Source organism: Pelomonas cellulosilytica (assembly GCF_021353265.1).
In the GTDB taxonomy this organism is placed as follows: Bacteria; Pseudomonadota; Gammaproteobacteria; order Burkholderiales; family Burkholderiaceae_C; genus Pelomonas; species Pelomonas cellulosilytica.
In genome coordinates this window covers 210803-229537 of the sequence record NZ_JAJTWU010000004.1, presented here as the reverse complement: position 1 = coordinate 229537, position 18735 = coordinate 210803, and the positions used below count along the sequence as shown (strand labels likewise).

Genomic DNA, 18735 nt, shown 5'->3' with positions numbered 1-18735 from the left:
TGACGGCTTGGCGACGTCGCGTGGCCCGAAATGCAGGGCTTCGGATCGGCGTCAGCTCAGGCCGGCGTAGTCCACGTTGAGCAGTGCATTGACCGGTTCGGCGGACTCGAACACCAGGCGCAGCGGGAAGCTGCGGCCCAGCTGCAGCGGCTGCTGCAGGTCCAACAGTTCCAGGTACTGGCCCTCTTCGCTGAGCGTCAGCGTCTGGCCCTCCGGGATCAGCAGCGACAGCCCGCCGCCACCCTCAGGTGCGCCCGGTCCGGCCAGCCGAACCCCCGCAGCCACGGGGGTCTCGACGCCGATCAACCGGTCCGTTTGCTGCACTTCGTCGAATCGCATGCAGAGCCTGGCGGTGTCGGCGTCGACGCGCGTCGCACGCGTCCAGGGGTGCCAGATGCGCATGCGGCTGCTGTAGAACTCGCAGGCGCGCGACGGGCGGGCGAGGCTGACGGCGGCCAGCGCCACCAGCAACTGTCGGCGGGGCAGGGTGGGGGTGGTCATGGTGGCAAGGCGGTGGGGCAGGGGCCGCGGACCATGGCAGCTGTCGATGACAGCGGCGTGAACCGCCCGCGTTGAAGGGCGGCTCTGCCTTCAAGACGTCACGTGGCTGTCGTCTTTGCTGACCACACTCCGCCCCCGTTCAGACGCTGCGGCCTCAATGCCGCCCCATCCTTCCCATCCCTGGAGTTTTCAATGAAGCTCGCCACCCTCGCCCTGGCCCTCGGCCTGGCTTCTCCCGCCTTCGCCGCCGCCCCGCTGTCCATCGACTTCGAGCAAGACTGGGGCTACGGCACCCCCGTCGACGACACCTACGCCGCGCAAGGCGTGAGCTTCACCAACGTGCTGGGTCTGTCGAACGTCGACGCAACGCCGTTCTACAGCAACGCACCGTCGTCGCAGGGCATTGCCTTCGCGCAACTCGACGGTACCGTCAACCAGGCGGCCTACATGAACGTCGCCGCCGGCGTGACGGGCGGCTTGAGCTTCTACTACGCTGGTACGGACACCGCCGTCGTCAAGGCCTACTCCGGCGTGAACGGTACTGGCAGCCTGCTGGGTTCCATCACGCTGACTTCCACCGGAGGCTATGACAGCTGGAAGCAGACCGTGCTGAGCTTTGGCGGTTCCGCCAAGTCGTTCGACCTGACCGCCACCGCGGGCATCGCCGCGCTGGACAACATCGCCGCCGTTCCCGAACCCAGCAGCGTCGCGCTGCTGCTGGCCGGTGGCGCGCTGATTGCCGCCCGTCGCCGTCGCGGTTGAACCGTCGTCGCCAAATGAAAAGCCGGCTGCGCGAGCAGCCGGCTTTTCGTCATGGGTGCTGGAAGCGGTTCAGCCAATCCGCCCGAGCAGCAAGTACTCCATGAGTGCCTTCTGCACGTGCATCCTGTTCTCAGCTTCGTCCCAGACGACGGATTGCGGGCCATCGATGACCTCGGCAGCCACCTCTTCACCGCGGTGCGCGGGAAGGCAGTGCATGAAGAGGGCGTCGGGCTTGGCGCGGGCCATCATGTGGGCGTCCACGCACCAGTCCGCGAACGCGGCCTTGCGGGCCTCGTTCTCGGCCTCATAGCCCATGCTGGTCCAGACGTCGGTCGTCACGAGGTCGGCACCCACGCAGGCCTCGCGCGGGTCCTTGAAGACCTTGTAGCAGCCGGCGTCCTTCACGCCGGCCACGGCCGGGTCGATTTCGTAGCCGCTGGGTGTGCTGACATGCACGGTGAAGCCGAGGATCTCCGCCGCCTGCAGCCAAGTGTGGGCCATGTTGTTGCCGTCGCCCACCCAAGCCACGACGCGGCCCTTCAGCGCGTCCATGTCGATGGCGCCCCGGCGGTCCATGCCGCGTGCCTCCAGGAAGGTGAACAGGTCGGCCAGGATTTGGCAGGGGTGGTACTCGTTCGTCAGGCCGTTGATGACCGGCACGCGCGAGTGCGCGGCGAAGCGCTCGATCTTCTTTTGCTCGAAGGTCCGGATCATGACCAGGTCGACCATGCGACTGATGACGCGCGCGGAATCCTCCACCGGCTCGGCGCGGCCGAGCTGGCTGTCGCCGGTCGTCAAGTGCACGACCGAGCCGCCCATCTGGTACATGCCCGCCTCGAAGCTCACCCGGGTACGCGTGGACGCCTTCTCGAAGATCATTGCCAACGTGCGGTCCTGCAGCGGCTGGTACTTCTCGTAGTTCTTGAAGCGGCGCTTGATGATGGCTGCGCGCTCGAACAGATAGGTGTATTCCTCGGTGCGCAGGTCCTTGAACTGCAGGTAGTGACGCATCAGTCCGTCTCCCGGCTTCATGGCTTGGGTTGGGCCACAAAGGCCTTGATCAGCGGCACAAGGATGGCGGCGATCTGCCGGGCCTCGTCGTGGGTGAGGATCAGCGGTGGCAGCAGGCGCACGACGCGGTCGGCCGTGATGCTCAGCAGCAGGCCGGCGTCCAGCGCCTGGCCCAGCAATGCGCCTGCCGGCCGGTCCAATTCCACGCCCAGCATCAGGCCCTGGCCGCGGATTTCGACGACGCCGGCCTCGCCGGCCAGCCCTTCGGCCAGCGCGCCGCGCAGCGTGGCACCCACGGCCTCGGCGTTGGCCAGTAGGCCGTCTTCTTCCATGATGGTCAGCGTCTCGAAGCCGGCACGCATGGCCAGCGGATTGCCGCCGAACGTCGTGCCATGGTTGCCGGCCTTCAGTACGTCGGCCGCGCGCGGGCCGCAGATGACGGCACCGATGGGCACGCCGGAGCCCAGCCCCTTGGCCAGCGGCATGACGTCCGGCTTGATGCCGGCCCACTGGTGGGCGAACCATTTGCCAGTGCGGCCGACGCCACACTGCACCTCGTCCAGCATCAGAAGCAGGTTGCGCTCGTCGCAGATGCGGCGCAACGCCTGCAGGAACTCGACGCGGGCCGGGTTGATGCCGCCTTCGCCCTGGATGGTCTCCAGGAAGATGGCCGTCAGGCCGGGATGCTCCGCGACGGCGGTTTCCACCGCCAAGATGTCGTTCAGCGGCACGCGCACGAAGCCCGGCACCAGCGGCCCGAAGCCGGCTTGGATCTTGGGGTTGGCCGTGGCCGACAGCGTCGCGATCGAGCGGCCATGGAAGGCGCCTTCGAAGACCATGATCTCCGGTGCCTCGATGCCGCGGTCATGGCCGAACTTGCGGGCGATCTTGATCGCCGCCTCGTTGGCTTCCAGCCCGCTGTTGCAGAAGAAGACGTTGGCCAGCCCCGACAGCTCGCACAGCTTGGCGGCCAGCTGCTCCTGCAGCGGGATGCGGTAGTAGTTGCTGGTGTGGATCAGCTTGGCGATCTGGTCCTGCAGCGCCGGCACGAGGCGCGGGTGGTTGTGGCCCAGCGTGTTGACCGCGATGCCGCCGAGGCCGTCCAGCAGTCGTCGGCCGTCGGTGTCCCAGACCCAGCAGCCCTGGCCGTGCGACAGGGCGACGGGCAGGCGGCCGTAGGTCGGCATCACGTGCGGTTCGGACGAGGTGGGGACAGCGTTCATCGGGTCTCCGGGTTTGTGCAAAAGTGAATCAATGATTCTAGGTTCGACGTCGCGCTGAATGCTGCGCCGCAACAGTTGGATTCCGGTCCAGGGCACAATAGCCGTTTTTGCAGCGCCAGCCGCTGTACCGAGACGCTGCTTCCCTCCATGACCGTTGCCCAACCGCCGCGCGAAGTATTCATCCAAGGTGTGACACTGGATGGACGGACCTTCCGCCCGAGCGACTGGGCCGAACGGCTGGCTGGCGCGATGTCGAGCTTCCGCCCGGGTGGCGTGCGTGGCGGCATCGGCGCCCACATCGGCTACTCGCCGTTGTGCGTCCCTACTGTCATCAATGGTGTCAAGTGCGTCATCGTGAACGAGGAACTCAAGCGCCTGGAACCCATGGCCTGGGACTTCGTCATGAACTTTGCGCGTGACAACAACCTGCAGGTCGCCGATGCCTGCCTGCTGCCTGACAACAAGCCCGGTGCCTGACGGCGACTAGCGTCAATCCCAGGCCGCGGGCGCCTCGGCCGCCGCTATCCTGAGCGGCTACCAGCTTTCAATGCCGATGACCCTCCGCGCCGCCGCCGTCGATCCTCTGTCTGCTGCTCCGGGCGCGGTGCAGGCGCGTGCGCTGTCGGCGGTGCACAGCCGCTGGGTGCTGCTGCGCGGGCTGTCCCGCGAGAGCGGCCATTGGGGCGTCTTCCCGGAGCATCTGGCGCGCGAGCTGCGCGCGCTGCAGCCGGCGACCGACGTCATCTCACTGGACCTGCCCGGCACCGGCACGCTGCGCCGCCAGGCCAGCCCGACGCAGGTATCGGCCATCGTCGATGCCTGCCGTGCCGAACTGCGCCGCCGCGGCGTCGCCGGACCGTTGTCCCTCGTCGGCATGTCGCTCGGTGCAGCGGTGCTGAGTGACTGGGTCAACCGTTATCCGGAGGAAGTCGAGGCGGGTGTGCTGATCAACCCCAGCCTGCGTCCGTTCAGCGAGGTGTTTCGCAAGCGGAGCCCGCTGAACTACATTGGCCTGGCGCTGTTGTCGCTGAGCCGCTTCAGCGCGCGCCTGCGGGAAGAGCGTGTGCTGAGCCTGACGACGCGGCTGACCCCGCCGCAGGCCGTCATCGACCGCTGGGTGGAATTGCAGCGCCAGCATCCGCTGGGCGTGCGCAACACGGCGCGCCAGTTGCTGGCCAGCCTGCGCTACCGCGCGAGCCGCACGCGCCCGGCGGCCCCGATGCTGCTGCTGTGCAGCAAGGCCGATGATCTGGTGGACTGGCGTTGCTCGCAGGCCATCAGCCGCGCCTGGGGGGCGCCGCTGCGCCTGCATACCAAGGCCGGCCACGATCTGCCGCTGGACGACCCGCAATGGGTGGCGCGCGCCGTTGTCGACTGGCTCCGGGATCGCAGCCGGCACGGTGTCGAGCCGGGCGAGTGGCATTGAACTGTCACGCCTCCTCGTCCGCTCTCGCCTGACTGATGACGGCGAGACTGACGGGCTTGTGCCTTTTGGCGGCGATGTCGGCGGCGATGTCGCCGCATGGGGCTGCTCTCGCATTGCCCGCGGTCTAGCTTGGGGCGGATCTGCGCCGCTCTGGGTGTGGCATGCTCAATGCCGAAAGCACAAATGCAAAAGGCCCGCAGAGCGGGCCTTTGGCTTGCACCAGAGCTGGATTGGGTGTCAGGCGGCGAGCGCCTTGATCTTGGCGGACAGGCGGCTCTTGTGACGAGCGGCCTTGTTCTTGTGGAAGATGCCCTTGTCGGCGACGGAGTCGATGACGACCTGGGCGGTCTTGAACAGGTCGGCGGCCTTGGCTTTGTCGCCAGCCGTCACGGCCTTTTGCACGTTCTTGATGACCGTGCGGAATTTGGAGCGCAGCGCCGTGTTGGCGGCGTTCAGTTTGACGTCCTGGCGAGCGCGCTTGCGGCCCGATGCCAGGCGAACCGTCTTCTTCTTGGCTTTGGAGCTGGTTGCCATGCTGTATCTATACCCAGATGGTGCAAAGACAGCGAGTATAGCCTGCAAATGGTGTCAAGGCCAAGTGTTGGCGGCTGGATTCGAAACTGCCGTGATTGCGACACAGATAATCCGCCGCCATGAATCTGTTGCGCGCTGCGTCGACCATCTCCCTTCTGACCCTGACCTCGCGCATCACCGGCCTCGTCCGCGAACAGATGGTGGCCGGGCTGTTCGGCGCGACCGGTTTCACCGACGCCTTCCTCGTCGCCTTTCGCATTCCCAACCTGCTGCGGCGGTTGTTCGCCGAGGGCGCGTTCTCGCAGGCCTTCGTGCCGCTGCTGGCGGCGTCGCGGACGACGCAGGGCGACGAGGCGACACATGAACTGATCGACGCCGTGGCGACCGTGCTGCTGTGGGCGCTCGCGGCCACCTCAGTGCTGGGCATCGTCGCGGCACCGTTGCTGGTGTGGCTGCTAGGGGCAGGGCTGTCGGCGCAGACCTTCGACGCGTCGGTGGTCATGACCCGCTTTATGTTCCCGTACATCGGCTTCATGTCGCTGGTGGCGCTGTCGGCCGGCATCCTGAACACATGGCGGCGCTTCGTCGTGCCGGCGGCGTCGCCGGTGCTGCTGAACCTCAGCATGATCGCCTGCGGCTGGGCGCTGGTCGGGCCGTTGGAGCGAGCGGGATTGCCGGGCATCTACGGCATGGCGGTCGGCGTCATGCTGGGTGGCGTGTTGCAGCTGGCGGTGCAGTGGCCGGCGCTGGCCCGCATCGGTATGCGGCCGCGCATGCGCTGGACGTGGCGCGGCCTGCGCCAGTCGCAGGCACATCCGGGCGTCAAGCGCATGCTCATCAACATGGTGCCGGCGCTGCTGGGCGTTGGCGTGTCGCAGCTGTCGCTGATGATCAACACACAGATCTCTACCCATCTTGGCGACGGCGCGACCTCGTGGCTGAACTACGCCGACCGGCTCATGGAGTTCCCCATCGGCCTGCTGGGCGTGGCGTTGAGCGCGGTGCTGACGCCGCAGCTGTCGGCCGCGCAGGCCGGTGGTGATGCCGAGCGCTACAGCCGCCTGCTCGACTGGGGCCTGCGCATGGTGCTGCTGCTGGCGCTGCCTTGCGCCGTCGCGCTGCTGGTGTTTGCCGAGCCGCTGACCGCGGTGCTCTACCACCGCGGCAAGTTCACCGCAGCCGACGTGATGCACACGGCGCAGTCCGTCATGGGCTGGGGCGTGGGGCTGCTCGGGCTCATCGCCGTCAAGGTGCTGGCGCCGGGCTTCTACGCCCGCCAGGACACCGGTACGCCGGCCAAGATCGCCGTCGGCGTGCTGGTGCTGACCCAGTGCTTCAACCTCGTCTTCGTGCCCTGGGTGGGCGTCGCGGGCCTGGCGCTATCGATCGGCCTGGGCGCGCTCGTCAATGCCAGCTGGCTGTTGTGGGGGCTGAGGAAACTGGGCAGCTACAGGCCTGAGCCGGGCTGGGCCATGTTCTCACTGCGCGTGGCGCTGGGTTGCGCGGCCATGGGGCTGCTGCAGTGGCAGCTGGCGGGGCGGCTGGACTGGATCGGCCTGGGCGCCCAGGAATTCCAGCGTGCGCTTGCGATGGCGGTCAGTCTGGGTGCCAGCGCCATCGTCTACTTCGCCGTGCTTTTGGCCGCGGGCATGCGGCCGAAGGCGCTGGGACGGCCGGGCTGATGCGTTACGCCGCGCCGACGCCGCTGGCGTATTTCGCGAGCCTTGTCGCCGAGGACGACAGCCTGAACCTGCTCGAAGCCGCGACCTGCCTGGCCCAGGACGACGAGCCGGGGCTGGACGTGCAGGCGGTGCTCGCCGAGGTGGACGGCCTCGCGCGGCGTCTGCGTGCGCGGATCGCGCCCGAGACGCCGCCACCCGAACGCCTGCAGGCGCTGACGCGCTTCTTCCATCGCGAGCTTGGCTTTGCCGGCAATCTGAACAACTACTACGCGGCCGAAAACAGTTTCGTCCACCGCGTGCTGCAGACGCGTCGCGGCATCCCCATCACACTGGCGGTGCTGCTGCTGGAGCTGGGCGAGCAAGCGGGCTTGCGCATGGCGGGCGTGGCGTTTCCCGGGCATTTCCTCGTCAAGTGCCGCGTCGGCTTGGGCGAGGTCGTGATTGACCCGTTCACCGGCGACACGCTGTCGCAGAGCCGGTTGGATGAACGGCTGGCGGTCTATCGCCATGGCAGTGGCTTGCCTGACGATTGGGAGCTGCCGCTGGAGTTCTTTCTGCGCGCAGCGACCAAACGGGAGATCCTCGCCCGCATGCTGCGCAATCTGAAGGAAGTGCACCGCGCGGCTCAGGACTGGCCGCGGCTGCTCGCGGTGCAGGAGCGGCTCGTCGTGCTGCTGCCGCAGGATGCCGCCGAGCGGCGCGACCGCGGCCTCGTGCTGGAGGCGCTGGGTGCCCATGCCGCGGCGGCTGCGGACCTGGGCTTCTACCTTGAGGTGCAGCCGGATGCGGCGGACGCCCCGGCGTTGCGGCAACGGCTGGCGGTGCTGCAGGCGCAGCGGTCGCCTCCGCTTCAGTGACAATCCGCGCCCTCGCGTTGCCATGATGAAGAACTGCAGCCCCTCTCGACATGCCGCTCCCGCCCGGGTGCCGGCGACCGCTCCCGTGGTGCGGCCTTCGCTGCTGCCCGCCCGCTGCGACGCCGAATGAGGCAGATCCCGCTCGCCTTGCTGGCGCCGCCGTCGCCCAGCTTCGACAACTTCCTCCCCGGCACAAATGCCGAGGCGCTGGCCTACCTGGATGGCCTGCGGCCCGGCGACCCGCCGGTGCTTTTGTGGGGGCCGACCGGCTCCGGCAAGACGCATCTGCTGCGCGCGCTGGCCGAGCGTTGGCAGGCTGCGGGCCAGCGCGTGGCCTGGTACGACGCCGAGACCGCCTTGCCTTGGGAGTTGCCGCCGCACGAGAGCCTGCTGCTGCTGGACGATTGCCAGCGCTTCGACGCCGGTCAGCAGCATGCGGCCTTCGCGCTTTTTGTCGCGTCGGCAGGGCAGGGCTACAACGTCGTTGCGACGGCCGATGCGCCCGCGGTGGACCTGGACATGCGCGAGGACCTGCGCACGCGGCTGGGCTGGGGGCCGGGCTTCCAGCTGTCGCCGCTGCGTGAGGCCGAGATGCGCGCCGTGCTGCGCCGCGAGGCCGACCGTCGTGGCTTGCTGCTGGGCGACGATGTGCTGAGCTATCTGCTGACCCGCTTCGAGCGCAACCTCAAGGGGCTGATGGCGCTGCTGGAACGGCTGGACGAATTCGCGCTGGCCAGCAAGCGAGCGCTGACGCTGCCGCTGCTCAAGGCCATGCTCGCCGACGAAACGGGCGAGAAGAAATTGGACTCTGACCCCACTTTATGAATCTCACGCTGTTCGACCTGGACGGGACCTTGATCCCGGTGGATTCCGACCATTCCTTCGGCCAGTTCATGGTGGAGGTCGGCTGGGCGGATGCAGCCGTCTGGGGCGCGAAGAACGACGAGTTCTTCGCGCACTACAACGCTGGCACGCTGGACCTGGCGGCCTATGTGGCGTTCGCCACGTCCGCCTGGCGCGGCAGGCCGCTGGACGAGGCGCTGGCGATGCGCGAGCGCTTCATGGCCGAGGTCATGGCGCCGGCGCTGAGGCCCGAGGCGGTGGCGTTGGTCGAGCGGCACCGCGCCGAGGGTGACCTGATCGCCCTCGTCACCGCGACCAACGAGTTCGTCACCGCGCCGATCGCCGAGGCCTTCGGCATCGAGCACCTGATCGCCGTGCAGCTGGAACGCGATGCTGCCGGGGCCTACACCGGTGCCGTCCGTGGCGTGCCGAGCTTCCGCGAGGGCAAGATCCAGCGGGTGCAGGCCTGGCTGGAAGGCCTGGGGGCACAATGGCGCGATTTCGGGCGGGTCACGTTCTATAGCGACTCGACCAACGACTTGCCCTTGCTCGAACGCGTCAGCCACCCCGTGGCGACCAATCCCAGCGCGTCGCTGGCCGCCATCGCGGCCGAGCGCGGCTGGCCCCAGTTGCAACTCTTCGCATGATCAAGAAGTTCATCGACAAGCTGCTCGGCAAACCCGCCGCAGCGACCAGCAAGACGAGCCCGCTGGGCAAGCGCGTCGAGATCCCGGCGGATGTCCATGGCATCGATCCCGGGCTGCTCGACGAACGCGCGGTCAAAGTAGTCAAGACACTGACCGATGCGGGCTTCGAGGCCTACATCGTCGGCGGCGCCGTGCGCGACCTGCTGCTGGGGATGCGCCCCAAGGATTTCGACGTTGCCACCAACGCGACGCCCGAGCAGGTCAAGGGCCTGTTCCGCCGCGCCTTCATCATTGGCCGGCGCTTCCGCATCGTGCACGTCGTCTACGGCCGCGGCCGCGAGCACGAGGTCATCGAGGTCTCTACGTTCCGCGCGCTGCCGACCGAGTCCGAAGCCGTGCAGGGCAACGAGAAGACGGCCAAGGCCGAACTCGACGGCAAGCACCACGCGGTGGACGCAAGTGGCCGCGTGTTGCGCGACAACGTCTGGGGGCCGCAGGTGGAGGATGCTGCGCGCCGCGACTTCACGGTCAACGCGATGTACTACGACCCGCAGCGCCGCCTCGTCGTCGACTACCACGGCGGCCTGGCCGACGCCAAGGCCAAGTTGCTGCGCATGATCGGTGACCCGGAGACCCGCTACCGCGAGGACCCGGTCCGCATCGTCCGTGCCGTGCGCTTCGCGGCCAAGCTCGGTTTCGAGCTGGAGAAGAAGACGCTCGCGCCGGTCAAGGCCTGCATCCCGCTGCTGGCGGGCGTGCCGGCGTCGCGGCTGTTCGATGAAATGATCAAGCTGCTGCAGACCGGCCATTCGCTGTCCAGCCTCGTGCAGCTGAAGAAGCTGGGGCTGGTGGGGCCCGGCGCCAAGGTGTTCGCCGTGCTGGACGCCATGCTGACCGACGGGGGTGACCTGCCCGATGGCGTGCGCGGCAACTTCATCCGCCAGGCTTTCGAGGACACCGACCGCCGCGTCAACGAAGGCCGCGGCGTCAGTCCGAGCTTCATGCTGGCCTGCATGCTGTGGCACGAGGTGCTGGACCGCTGGACCAAGATCCGCAACGGCGGCGAGCCGCCCGTGCCAGCGCTGGCGCAGGCCATCGACGCGGTGTTCGATGCCCGCATCGGCGACATCTCCGGCCGCGGCAAGCTCGCAGCGGACATGCGCGAGATCTGGATGATGCAGACTCGCTTCGAGCGCCGCAGCGGCTCGGGCGTGTTCACGCTCATCGAGCAGCCGCGCTATCGCGCCGGCTTCGACTTCCTGCGACTGCGCGCCGACGCGGGCGAGATCGACGCGGCGCTGGCCGACTGGTGGGAGGACTTCGCGCTCGGCAGCGACGACGACCGTCAGGCCTTGCTGGCCGATGCCCGCGCCGCGCAACAGAAGCAGCCTCGCGTCGTACGCGCGCCCAAGACCGAGGCCCCTCAAGCCGACGACGGTCACGGTGATGGCGATGGCGAGGAGGCGGAAGCCGCTTCGACCGATGCGCCGGCCAAGAAGCGCCGGCGCCGGCGCCGCAGGCCGGCGGGTGGCGGTGAAGGCGCTCCGCCCGCGCCGACTTCTTCGACCGAGTGACGGTCCGCGCCTACGTCGGTCTCGGCGCCAATCTCGGTGCCGACATCACCGCCACGCTGACGCAGGCGGCGCTGCAACTGGCTGCACTGCCAGGCACGCGGATTGCCCGGCTGTCCAGCGTCTGGCGCAGCGCGCCTGTCGATGCCGGCGGGCCGGACTTTCTGAATGCCGTCGCGGCCATCGACACCGCGCTGGCGCCCGTCGAGTTGCTCGACGCGCTGCAGGCCATCGAGCTCGCCCATGGCCGCCAGCGGCCCTACCGCAACGCACCGCGCACGTTGGACCTCGACCTCCTTCTCTACGCCGACCTCGCGCTCGATACGCCGCGGCTGAAGCTGCCGCACCCCCGTCTCGGCGAGCGCGCCTTCGTGCTGCAGCCGCTGCTGGAGATCGCGCCGGAACTGGCCCACCTGGCCGTTGGCGATGGCTGGAAGGCGCAGCGCATCGAGCGCCTCGGGCCGCTTTCCCTCTGACCTAGGAGTTCACGATGTTCACGACCCTCGCCGGCTGGCAGACCGTGGGACTGCTGATGCTGTCCAACGTCTTCATGACCTTTGCCTGGTACGGCCATCTGAAGAGCCTGGCTTCCAAGCCATGGTGGATCGCCGCCGTCATCAGCTGGGGCATCGCGCTGTTCGAGTACCTGCTGCAGGTGCCGGCCAACCGCATTGGCCACGGGGCCGGCTTCACGCTCGCGCAGCTGAAGATCACGCAGGAGGTCGTCACGCTGGCCGTCTTCGTGCCGTTCAGCATGTTCTACATGGGCGAGCCGCCGAAGCTGGACTTCCTGTGGGCGGGGCTGTGCCTGATGGGTGCCGTCTATTTCATCTTCCGGTCATGAAACCCGGCTAGGTAAACTCCCGTCCTTCACGTCAGAACGATTCGAAGGACGCCATGCTTTTTGGCAAGTTGCTGCCCCGCGAGGGCAATTTTTTTGAGCTGTTCAACGAGCATGGCGCGTTCATCGCGGAGGGCGCCAGGGCCTTCCTGAAGATGATCGAGAACTACGCCGACCCGGTGCTGCGCCAGCAGTACGCGGACGACGTGGACCGTGCCGAACATGCGGCCGACCGCGTGACGGCCGAGGTCAATCGGCTGCTGCACCGCACCTTCATCACGCCGATCGACCGTGAGCAGATCCACGGCCTCATCAATGCGATGGACGACATCGTGGACCTGCTGCAAGACTCGTCGGAAACGCTGTCGCTGTACGACGTGCGCGCCGTGCCCGAGCCTGTGTTGCAGCTGGCAACGTTGTCGGTGCGCTGCTGCGAGCGCGTTCAGCATGCCGTGACGCTGTTGCCCCACCTCAGCGAGCCGGCCACGACGGAAGCGGCCATCAAGACCTGCGAGGAAATCGACCGCCTGGAGTCGGACGCCGACCGCGCGATGCGCTCGGCCATGTCGCGCCTGTTCCGCGAACAGGAGGACGTGCGCGAGCTCATCAAGCTCAAGGCGATCTATGAGCAGCTCGAATCCATCTCCGACCGTTGCGAGGACGTGGCCAACCTCATCGAGGGCATCGTCCTCGAAAACTCCTGATCCGGGAGCGACCATGCCTCAGGCAGAAATCGCCTTCTGGGTGGTGGCGTTGCTCGTCGTGCTGGCGCTGCTGTTCGACTTCATGAACGGCTTCCACGATGCGGCCAACTCGATCGCCACCGTGGTGTCCACCGGCGTGCTCAAACCCCAGCAGGCCGTGCTGTTCGCGGCCTTCTTCAATGTCGTGGCGATTTCAATCTTCCAGCTGAAGGTGGCGGCCACGGTGGGCAAGGGCATTGTCGAGCCCGGCGTCGTCGACCACCATGTCGTGTTCGGCGCGTTGATCGGCGCCATCGCGTGGAACGCCATCACCTGGTGGTGGGGCATCCCGTCGAGCTCCTCGCATGCGCTGATCGGTGGCATCTCCGGGGCAGTCGTCGCCAAGGCGGGCCCGCAGGCGCTGGTTGCCGCCGGCATCTGGAAGACGGTGGCCTTCATCGTCATTTCGCCGCTGCTGGGCTATGTGCTGGGCTCGCTGATGATGGTGCTCGTCGCGTGGATCTGTCGCCACAAGTCGCCGATGCGCATAGACCGCTGGTTCCGTCGGTTGCAGCTGGTGTCCGCCGGCCTCTACAGCCTGGGCCATGGCGGCAACGATGCGCAGAAGACCATCGGCCTCATCTGGATGCTGCTGATCGCCGCCGGCTTCGTCGCGACGGGCGACAAGGCGCCACCGACCTGGGTCATCGTCTGCTGCTACCTTGCCATCGGCATGGGCACGATGTTCGGCGGCTGGCGCATCGTGCAGACCATGGGTCAGCGCATCACCAAGCTCAAGCCCGTGGGTGGCTTCTGCGCCGAGACGGGCGGGGCGATCACGCTGTTCGTCGCCACCGCGCTGGGCGTGCCGGTGTCAACGACGCACACGATCACCGGTGCCATCGTCGGCGTGGGCTCCACGCAGCGGGCATCGGCCGTGCGCTGGGGGGTGGCCGGCAGCATCGTCTGGGCCTGGGTGCTGACGATTCCCGCGTCCGCCGCCGTGGCGGCCGTGTGCTACTGGGTCAGCTTCACGCTCTATTGAACGGCCTGCGCCTCGAAATAGCGCTGGGCGCTGAACGCGATCGTCGACATCAGCGCGATGCCCCCGACGAAGAGGCACAGCACGACGCCGATGATGGCGACCCAGCCCGATGAAGGCGCGGGCTGCGAGGGGTTGAAGCGGGCGTTCCAGCGTTCATCGGGCGTCAGCCCATAGACGATGCCGCCCAGCAGCGCGGCCACCAGGCTTGCGCCGAGGCAGGGGATCAACACCCAGGCCAGGCGGTCGTCCTGGCCGAAGCTGTCCATGCGCTGCAGGCCCGTGAGGCCCAGCAGCGTCGGCAGCGGGAACAGCCATCCCCAGCGGTCCTTCAGGCCGTGCAGGTAGAAGCGGTGCACACCGAAGACGCCCACCAGCAGCGCCAGCCAGGTGGCGACGGCCTTGCGCTTGACGGCGGTCATTCCGCAGCGGCGCTGTCGCCGAGCCCCAGCGCGCGCTGCATCAGCACGACGTCGAGCCAGCGGCCGAACTTCCAGCCTGCGCTCTTCAGCACGCCGGTGTGTGCGAAGCCCAATGCGGTGTGGACGCCGATGGAGCCGGTGTTGTTCGCGTCGCCAATGACGGCCAGCATCTGGCGTGCGCCGGCCGCCTCGCAGCGGGCGATGAGCTCGGCAAGCAGCAGCCTCCCGACGCCCTGGCCCTGGGCTGCGGGTGCAAGGTAGATCGAGTCCTCGACACAGAAGCGATAGGCCAGCCGCGGACGGAAGTAGTTCGCATAGGCGTAGCCCAGCACCGTACCGTCGCGCTCTGCGACGAGCCAGGGAAGGTTGCGGCCCAGCACCTCGGCGCGGCGGCGGCCCATCTCGTCGACGCTGGGCTCCTCCGTCTCGAAGGTGCCGGTGCCGTCGCGCACGGCTTGGCCGTAGATGGCCTGGATGGCGGGCAGGTCGGCGTCAGTGCTGGGGCGGATGAGCAAAGGAACGGCGGAAGAGGGTATCGACATGGTTTTCGAGTTTATAATGCGCGGTTTCGGTGCTGGCTGCAGATGGCTGCGGCGTATCTACGGTGCCACCCCCGGCAGGGGTTCCTGCTATTCGACTTGCTCGCCTTGAGTGTCTCCTCGTGCGGTAGTCGCCCCAAACATTCTGGAAACATCATGGTTGTGATTCGTCTGGCCCGCGGCGGCTCCAAAAAGCGCCCCTTCTACAACATCGTCGTGGCCAACAGCCGCCAGCGTCGTGACGGTCGCTTTATCGAGCGCGTCGGGTTCTACAACCCCATCGCCTCCGGCGCTGCCGAAAAGCTGCGCGTTGAACAGGACCGCGTGAGCTACTGGATCGGCGTTGGCGCCCAGCTGTCGCCCACGGTCGAGCGCCTGGTCGGCGAGGCCAAGAAGGCCGTTGCCGCCTAATCACGTGGCGGGCAACAAGCCTCAGCAAGACGGCGCCTCGGCGCCGTCTTTTGCTTCCAGGGGCGGCTCGGCGCCGTCTGGTGAAGCCTGGCCCGACGATCTCGTGCCGGTCGGCCGCATCCTCGATGCCTGGGGCATCAAGGGCGGCCTCAAGGTGCAGGCGTACTCGACCGATGCGGACGCGCTGTTCAGCGCCAAGCGCTGGTACCTGAAGGCCACCGGCCCCAAGCCGGCCCAGGTCGCGCTGGCTGTTCGCTCGGTGCGCGAGCAGGGCGAGGGCATCGTCGCGACGGCCGAAGGCGTGGACGACCGCAATGCGGCCGAGGCGTTGCGCGGCCACGAGATCCACGTGCCCCGTAGCGCCTTCCCGCGTACGCCCGATGGCGAGTACTACTGGATCGACCTGATCGGCCTGGACGTCTTTAACCGCGAGTCCCAGGCGCTCGGGCGCGTCATCGGCCTGATCGACACGGGACCCCACGCCGTGCTGCGCATCCTGCCGCCGGGCGTCGAGGAGCCGGCCAAGCCGGACCAGGAGCGGCTGATCCCGTTCGTCGGGGCCTTCGTCGATGACGTGGACCTCGCCGGTCGGCGCATCACCGTCGACTGGGGTCTGGACTTCTGACCGGGCGGCCATGCGCTTCGACGTCCTGACGATCTTCCCGGAGCTGTTCGCGCCGCACTTGACGCAAGGCGTCACGCGGCGCGCCTTCGAGAGTCGGCAGGTCGACGTGCGGCTGTGGCCGCTGCGCGATTTCGCCGAGGACAACTACCGCCGCGTCGACGACCGTCCCTACGGCGGCGGCCCCGGTATGGTCATGCTGGTCGAGCCGCTGGAGCGCGCATTGGCCGCCGTGCGTGCCGAGCGTGGCGAGACCGAGGTCATCCACTTCACGCCGACTGGCCAGCGGCTGGACCAGGCGATGGTTCAGCAACTCGCTGCCGGCAGCGGCGCGATTCTGCTGTGTGGCCGATACGAAGGTATCGACCAGCGCGTGCTGGACCGGCATGTGACGCGGGAAGTCAGCCTGGGTGACTTTGTGCTGTCCGGCGGCGAGCTGCCGGCGCTGGCGCTGCTTGACGCCGTCGCGCGGCTACAGGAGGGCGTGCTGGGTGATGCTCAGTCGCACCAGCAGGACAGCTTCTCCGACGGCCTGCTGGACTGCCCGCACTACAGCCGCCCGGAAGTGCTGGCCGATGGCCGTGAAGTGCCTCCGGTGCTGCTGTCGGGCCACCATGCCGACATCCGCCGCTGGCGTCGCGAGCGGTCGCTGGCAATCACGGCGGCGCGCCGACCCGATCTCATCGAGGCCGCGCGTGCCGCTGGCCGCCTGAGCCGCCAGGACGAGGCTTTCCTGGCGCGGCTCTAGCCAGGAGCGCTCGCGCCGCGCTATAATCGAGGGCTGTCCGATCCGCTGGCACTCGAGTGGCGCACATGCTTTGCTTTTGGCTTTGCATCTGCGCTGCAAACACCCCGATAAATAGCGAGCCGCCAAGATCCTAGGAGCACAGATGGACCTGATCCAAACCCTTGAGCAAGAAGAAATTGCTCGCCTGAACAAGACCATCCCGGCCTTCGCCCCCGGCGACACCGTGATCGTCAGCGTCAACGTCGTCGAAGGCACCCGCAAGCGCGTGCAGGCCTACGAAGGCGTCGTCATCGCCAAGCGCAACCGCGGCCTGAACAGCAGCTTCATCGTCCGCAAGATCTCCAGCGGCGAAGGCGTCGAGCGTACGTTCCAGCTCTACAGCCCGCTGATCGCGTCGATCGAAGTCAAGCGCCGCGGCGACGTCCGCCGTGCGAAGCTGTACTACCTCCGCCAGCGTTCGGGCAAGTCGGCTCGCATCAAGGAAAAGCTCGCCTGAGCGAAGCTCAGCGGTGGCCGCAGGCCACTGTGGATTGCCCAGCAATCTGCTGCGAGCTTGGGGCAGAGTTCATATCGCAAAGCGATGTGAACAAAGCCCAAAGCTGGCCTCGTGTCCCCAAAGCCGCTTGGAGCCCCGCTCCCGGCGGCTTTTTGCTTTTGCCTTTGAGTGCATGACCCGTCCCCTCATCACCCAGCCGCAGTCGGTGCCCGTCATCAGCGTGGACCGGCACCTGCCTGCGGTGCCGCCGTCCGCGCTGACGCCCGATGCCATCCGCGCCCGGCTGGGCGCCGTGTCCGGCTGGACGCCCGAGTTCACGGGTGATGGCGGGCGCTTCGCCGGGCGGTCGCCAGCCGGTGCGGCGGTGCTCGTGCCGCTGGTGCAGCGCGAGGGTGGCCTGACGCTGCTGCTGACGCGCCGCACCGACCAGCTCCGCAACCACGCCGGCCAGATCAGCTTCCCGGGCGGGCGCGTCGAGCCCGAGGATGACGGCCCGGTCGCGACAGCGCTTCGCGAAACGGAGGAGGAGATCGGCCTGCCGCGAAGCCACGTCGAGGTCCTCGGCCAGCTGCCGGTCTATTCGACCGTGACCGCCTTCCAGGTCACACCGGTCGTCGGACTCGTGACGCCCGGCTTCGCGTTGGTGCCCGACGGCGCGGAGGTGTCCGAGGCCTTCGAGGTGCCGCTGGTCTTCCTGATGGACCCGGCGCACCACCGGCATCACCGCGTGGAGGTCGATGGCGTCGAGCGCCGCTTCCTGTCCATGCCATGGACGGGGCCGGAGCGCGACTACTTCATCTGGGGCGCCACAGCCGCGATGTTGCGCAACCTCTACCGACTCCTCAGCGGCGCCTGATCGCGCCACTATCATCCCGGCCCATGAATTTCTTCGCGGTGCTGTTGGCCTTGTTGTGTGAGCAACTCAAGCCCCTGAGGCATGGCAACCGCGTGCACCAGTCCGTCATCGGCTGGGTGCGCTGGACAGGCCGCAACTTCGACGCGGGCGACGAGCACCACGCAATCATCGTCTGGACCATCACCGTCCTCGTGCCCGGCCTCGTGCTGACGCTGGCCTACTGGGCGTTTCGCCATTTCAGCCTGCTGCTCGCGCTGGTGCTGAACGTGCTGGTGCTGTACATGACGCTGGGCTTCCGTCAGTTCAGCCATTACTTCACCGACATACGCGACGCGCTGGAACGCGGTGACGACCAGACCGCCCGCCAGTTGCTGGCCGACTGGCGCCACCTCGACGCCAGCGAGCTGCCTCGCACCGAGCTGATCCGCCACGTCATCGAGCACTCGCTGCTGGCCGCGCACCGCCATGTGTTCGGCGTGTTCTTCTGGTTCATCGTCTGCTCGACCTTCGGCCTTGGCCCGGCGGGCGCGGTCATCTACCGCATGGCCGAGTTCGCGAGCCGCTACTGGGCTTTCAAGAGCCGCACGCTGGACGCGCCGACCAACCCGCGGCTGCTGGCCCTGTCGCGCCAGGCCTTCATGGCCATCGACCATGTACCGGCACGGCTGACGGCGGCCGGCTTCGCCATCGTCGGCAACTTCGAAGAGGCGGTGAACGCGTGGCGCCGCGACGCCCAGCTCTGGCTGCATCCCAACGAAGGCATCATCCTCGCGTCCGCGGCCGGCGCCGTTGGCCTGCAACTGGGCGGTGCCGCGGCGCCCGGCATCACGCCGGATCGCAGCCGCACGTTCAACGCCGGCTCCGAGCCCGAGGCCACGGGCGCTGCCGGCTCCACGGCCGGCGCGCTGCCGCAGCTGGGCCACCTGCAAAGCGTCGTCGGGCTCGTCTGGCGCTCGGTCGTGCTGTGGATGCTGCTCCTTGCCCTGTTGACGCTCGCCAATCTGGTGGGCTGAATCCT

24 protein-coding genes are annotated in these 18735 nt (G+C 67.8%); 18 read left to right on the top strand and 6 right to left on the bottom strand.

What is annotated here, in order from left to right:
* Window positions 1-51: 51 nt before the first annotated feature.
* A complete protein-coding gene (locus tag LXT13_RS12120) occupies window positions 52-501 on the bottom strand; it encodes a copper chaperone PCu(A)C domain-containing protein (protein WP_233372185.1) in 450 nt (149 codons plus the stop codon).
* 192 nt (window positions 502-693) lie between these two features.
* Here LXT13_RS12120 and LXT13_RS12115 point away from each other — a divergent pair, with 192 nt between their 5' ends.
* Window positions 694-1263, top strand: coding sequence for a PEP-CTERM sorting domain-containing protein (locus tag LXT13_RS12115; RefSeq protein WP_233372184.1), 570 nt, complete (start codon window positions 694-696; stop codon window positions 1261-1263).
* A gap of 69 nt (window positions 1264-1332) precedes the next feature.
* Here LXT13_RS12115 and argF read toward each other — a convergent pair whose 3' ends face one another.
* Window positions 1333-2295 carry an ornithine carbamoyltransferase gene (gene argF / locus LXT13_RS12110; protein WP_233372183.1) on the bottom strand — a complete coding sequence of 321 codons (963 nt, stop codon included), beginning with the start codon at window positions 2293-2295 and terminating at the stop codon, window positions 1333-1335.
* The gene (locus tag LXT13_RS12105; RefSeq protein ID WP_233372182.1) at window positions 2292-3497 is read right to left on the bottom strand and encodes an aspartate aminotransferase family protein; all 1206 of its coding nucleotides are present in this window, start codon (window positions 3495-3497) and stop codon (window positions 2292-2294) included. The genes argF and LXT13_RS12105 overlap by 4 nt, the downstream gene beginning before the upstream one ends.
* A 147-nt stretch (window positions 3498-3644) precedes the next feature.
* Here LXT13_RS12105 and LXT13_RS12100 point away from each other — a divergent pair, with 147 nt between their 5' ends.
* Complete coding sequence (locus tag LXT13_RS12100) at window positions 3645-3974, top strand: DUF3579 domain-containing protein (protein WP_233372181.1); 330 nt, start codon at window positions 3645-3647, stop codon at window positions 3972-3974.
* Window positions 3975-4044: 70 nt separating this feature from the next.
* On the top strand, window positions 4045-4923 hold the full coding sequence (locus LXT13_RS12095; protein ID WP_233372180.1) for an alpha/beta fold hydrolase: 879 nt from the start codon (window positions 4045-4047) through the stop codon (window positions 4921-4923).
* 237 nt (window positions 4924-5160) lie between these two features.
* On the opposite strand, the gene rpsT is transcribed toward LXT13_RS12095, so the two are convergent.
* Window positions 5161-5457: a 30S ribosomal protein S20 gene (gene rpsT / locus LXT13_RS12090; protein ID WP_233372179.1), complete on the bottom strand. Its 297-nt coding sequence runs from the start codon at window positions 5455-5457 to the stop codon at window positions 5161-5163.
* A gap of 119 nt (window positions 5458-5576) precedes the next feature.
* Here rpsT and murJ point away from each other — a divergent pair, with 119 nt between their 5' ends.
* From murJ to LXT13_RS12045, 9 genes are all read left to right on the top strand, one after another.
* Window positions 5577-7139: a murein biosynthesis integral membrane protein MurJ gene (murJ, locus tag LXT13_RS12085; protein WP_233372178.1), complete on the top strand. Its 1563-nt coding sequence runs from the start codon at window positions 5577-5579 to the stop codon at window positions 7137-7139.
* A complete protein-coding gene (locus tag LXT13_RS12080; protein ID WP_233372177.1) occupies window positions 7139-7996 on the top strand; it encodes a SirB1 family protein in 858 nt (285 codons plus the stop codon). Before murJ ends, LXT13_RS12080 begins: the two co-directional genes overlap by 1 nt.
* Before the next feature lie 126 nt (window positions 7997-8122).
* Window positions 8123-8821 carry a DnaA regulatory inactivator Hda gene (gene hda / locus LXT13_RS12075; protein WP_233372176.1) on the top strand — a complete coding sequence of 233 codons (699 nt, stop codon included), beginning with the start codon at window positions 8123-8125 and terminating at the stop codon, window positions 8819-8821.
* Window positions 8818-9486 (top strand): histidinol-phosphatase, encoded by a 669-nt coding sequence (locus LXT13_RS12070; protein WP_233372175.1) that lies wholly within the window; start codon window positions 8818-8820, stop codon window positions 9484-9486. Before hda ends, LXT13_RS12070 begins: the two co-directional genes overlap by 4 nt.
* Window positions 9483-11060 (top strand): polynucleotide adenylyltransferase PcnB, encoded by a 1578-nt coding sequence (gene pcnB, locus LXT13_RS12065; protein ID WP_233372174.1) that lies wholly within the window; start codon window positions 9483-9485, stop codon window positions 11058-11060. The genes LXT13_RS12070 and pcnB overlap by 4 nt, the downstream gene beginning before the upstream one ends.
* A complete protein-coding gene (folK, locus tag LXT13_RS12060; protein ID WP_233372173.1) occupies window positions 11057-11533 on the top strand; it encodes a 2-amino-4-hydroxy-6-hydroxymethyldihydropteridine diphosphokinase in 477 nt (158 codons plus the stop codon). Before pcnB ends, folK begins: the two co-directional genes overlap by 4 nt.
* Before the next feature lie 14 nt (window positions 11534-11547).
* Window positions 11548-11901, top strand: coding sequence for a DMT family protein (locus LXT13_RS12055; protein ID WP_233372172.1), 354 nt, complete (start codon window positions 11548-11550; stop codon window positions 11899-11901).
* Between the two features lie 53 nt (window positions 11902-11954).
* Window positions 11955-12602, top strand: a complete 648-nt coding sequence (locus LXT13_RS12050) for a DUF47 domain-containing protein (RefSeq protein WP_233372171.1) — start codon at window positions 11955-11957, stop codon at window positions 12600-12602.
* Between the two features lie 13 nt (window positions 12603-12615).
* On the top strand, window positions 12616-13626 hold the full coding sequence (locus LXT13_RS12045; RefSeq protein WP_233372170.1) for an inorganic phosphate transporter: 1011 nt from the start codon (window positions 12616-12618) through the stop codon (window positions 13624-13626).
* Here the strand turns inward: LXT13_RS12045 and LXT13_RS12040 are convergent.
* Together LXT13_RS12040 and LXT13_RS12035 are read right to left on the bottom strand one after the other, a co-directional pair.
* Window positions 13620-14045 (bottom strand): TM2 domain-containing protein, encoded by a 426-nt coding sequence (locus tag LXT13_RS12040; protein ID WP_233372169.1) that lies wholly within the window; start codon window positions 14043-14045, stop codon window positions 13620-13622. The two genes, LXT13_RS12045 and LXT13_RS12040, sit on opposite strands and share 7 nt — an antisense overlap.
* A complete protein-coding gene (locus tag LXT13_RS12035) occupies window positions 14042-14587 on the bottom strand; it encodes a GNAT family N-acetyltransferase (RefSeq protein ID WP_233372168.1) in 546 nt (181 codons plus the stop codon). The genes LXT13_RS12040 and LXT13_RS12035 overlap by 4 nt, the downstream gene beginning before the upstream one ends.
* Before the next feature lie 153 nt (window positions 14588-14740).
* Here LXT13_RS12035 and rpsP point away from each other — a divergent pair, with 153 nt between their 5' ends.
* The 6 genes from rpsP to LXT13_RS12005 all read left to right on the top strand — a co-directional run bounded on the left by rpsP (window position 14741) and on the right by LXT13_RS12005 (window position 18730).
* Window positions 14741-14995 (top strand): 30S ribosomal protein S16, encoded by a 255-nt coding sequence (gene rpsP, locus LXT13_RS12030; RefSeq protein ID WP_233372167.1) that lies wholly within the window; start codon window positions 14741-14743, stop codon window positions 14993-14995.
* A gap of 103 nt (window positions 14996-15098) precedes the next feature.
* Window positions 15099-15620, top strand: coding sequence for a ribosome maturation factor RimM (rimM, locus tag LXT13_RS12025; RefSeq protein WP_233372388.1), 522 nt, complete (start codon window positions 15099-15101; stop codon window positions 15618-15620).
* A 10-nt stretch (window positions 15621-15630) separates the two neighbouring features.
* A complete protein-coding gene (gene trmD / locus LXT13_RS12020) occupies window positions 15631-16365 on the top strand; it encodes a tRNA (guanosine(37)-N1)-methyltransferase TrmD (RefSeq protein WP_233372166.1) in 735 nt (244 codons plus the stop codon).
* Window positions 16366-16507: 142 nt separating this feature from the next.
* On the top strand, window positions 16508-16861 hold the full coding sequence (gene rplS / locus LXT13_RS12015) for a 50S ribosomal protein L19 (protein WP_089417256.1): 354 nt from the start codon (window positions 16508-16510) through the stop codon (window positions 16859-16861).
* Window positions 16862-17033: 172 nt separating this feature from the next.
* Window positions 17034-17717, top strand: a complete 684-nt coding sequence (locus LXT13_RS12010) for a CoA pyrophosphatase (RefSeq protein WP_233372165.1) — start codon at window positions 17034-17036, stop codon at window positions 17715-17717.
* 23 nt (window positions 17718-17740) lie between these two features.
* Window positions 17741-18730 carry a CobD/CbiB family protein gene (locus LXT13_RS12005; RefSeq protein WP_233372164.1) on the top strand — a complete coding sequence of 330 codons (990 nt, stop codon included), beginning with the start codon at window positions 17741-17743 and terminating at the stop codon, window positions 18728-18730.
* Window positions 18731-18735: the final 5 nt, after the last annotated feature.

Bases quoted from the DNA above. Each gene is read 5' to 3' on its own strand.
- LXT13_RS12040 (WP_233372169.1), bottom strand. From the start codon at position 14,045: ATGACCGCCGTCAAGCGCAAGGCCGTCGCCACCTGGCTGGCGCTGCTG.
- LXT13_RS12050 (WP_233372171.1), top strand. From the start codon at position 11,955: ATGCTTTTTGGCAAGTTGCTGCCCCGCGAGGGCAATTTTTTTGAGCTG.
- LXT13_RS12005 (WP_233372164.1), top strand. From the start codon at position 17,741: ATGAATTTCTTCGCGGTGCTGTTGGCCTTGTTGTGTGAGCAACTCAAG.
- LXT13_RS12035 (WP_233372168.1), bottom strand. From the start codon at position 14,587: ATGTCGATACCCTCTTCCGCCGTTCCTTTGCTCATCCGCCCCAGCACT.
- LXT13_RS12055 (WP_233372172.1), top strand. From the start codon at position 11,548: ATGTTCACGACCCTCGCCGGCTGGCAGACCGTGGGACTGCTGATGCTG.
- rplS (WP_089417256.1), top strand. From the start codon at position 16,508: ATGGACCTGATCCAAACCCTTGAGCAAGAAGAAATTGCTCGCCTGAAC.
- LXT13_RS12010 (WP_233372165.1), top strand. From the start codon at position 17,034: ATGACCCGTCCCCTCATCACCCAGCCGCAGTCGGTGCCCGTCATCAGC.
- rpsP (WP_233372167.1), top strand. From the start codon at position 14,741: ATGGTTGTGATTCGTCTGGCCCGCGGCGGCTCCAAAAAGCGCCCCTTC.
- rpsT (WP_233372179.1), bottom strand. From the start codon at position 5,457: ATGGCAACCAGCTCCAAAGCCAAGAAGAAGACGGTTCGCCTGGCATCG.
- LXT13_RS12120 (WP_233372185.1), bottom strand. From the start codon at position 501: ATGACCACCCCCACCCTGCCCCGCCGACAGTTGCTGGTGGCGCTGGCC.
- argF (WP_233372183.1), bottom strand. From the start codon at position 2,295: ATGAAGCCGGGAGACGGACTGATGCGTCACTACCTGCAGTTCAAGGAC.
- LXT13_RS12045 (WP_233372170.1), top strand. From the start codon at position 12,616: ATGCCTCAGGCAGAAATCGCCTTCTGGGTGGTGGCGTTGCTCGTCGTG.
- LXT13_RS12100 (WP_233372181.1), top strand. From the start codon at position 3,645: ATGACCGTTGCCCAACCGCCGCGCGAAGTATTCATCCAAGGTGTGACA.
- LXT13_RS12115 (WP_233372184.1), top strand. From the start codon at position 694: ATGAAGCTCGCCACCCTCGCCCTGGCCCTCGGCCTGGCTTCTCCCGCC.
- LXT13_RS12080 (WP_233372177.1), top strand. From the start codon at position 7,139: ATGCGTTACGCCGCGCCGACGCCGCTGGCGTATTTCGCGAGCCTTGTC.
- hda (WP_233372176.1), top strand. From the start codon at position 8,123: ATGAGGCAGATCCCGCTCGCCTTGCTGGCGCCGCCGTCGCCCAGCTTC.
- pcnB (WP_233372174.1), top strand. From the start codon at position 9,483: ATGATCAAGAAGTTCATCGACAAGCTGCTCGGCAAACCCGCCGCAGCG.
- LXT13_RS12095 (WP_233372180.1), top strand. From the start codon at position 4,045: ATGCCGATGACCCTCCGCGCCGCCGCCGTCGATCCTCTGTCTGCTGCT.
- LXT13_RS12105 (WP_233372182.1), bottom strand. From the start codon at position 3,497: ATGAACGCTGTCCCCACCTCGTCCGAACCGCACGTGATGCCGACCTAC.
- LXT13_RS12070 (WP_233372175.1), top strand. From the start codon at position 8,818: ATGAATCTCACGCTGTTCGACCTGGACGGGACCTTGATCCCGGTGGAT.
- murJ (WP_233372178.1), top strand. From the start codon at position 5,577: ATGAATCTGTTGCGCGCTGCGTCGACCATCTCCCTTCTGACCCTGACC.
- trmD (WP_233372166.1), top strand. From the start codon at position 15,631: ATGCGCTTCGACGTCCTGACGATCTTCCCGGAGCTGTTCGCGCCGCAC.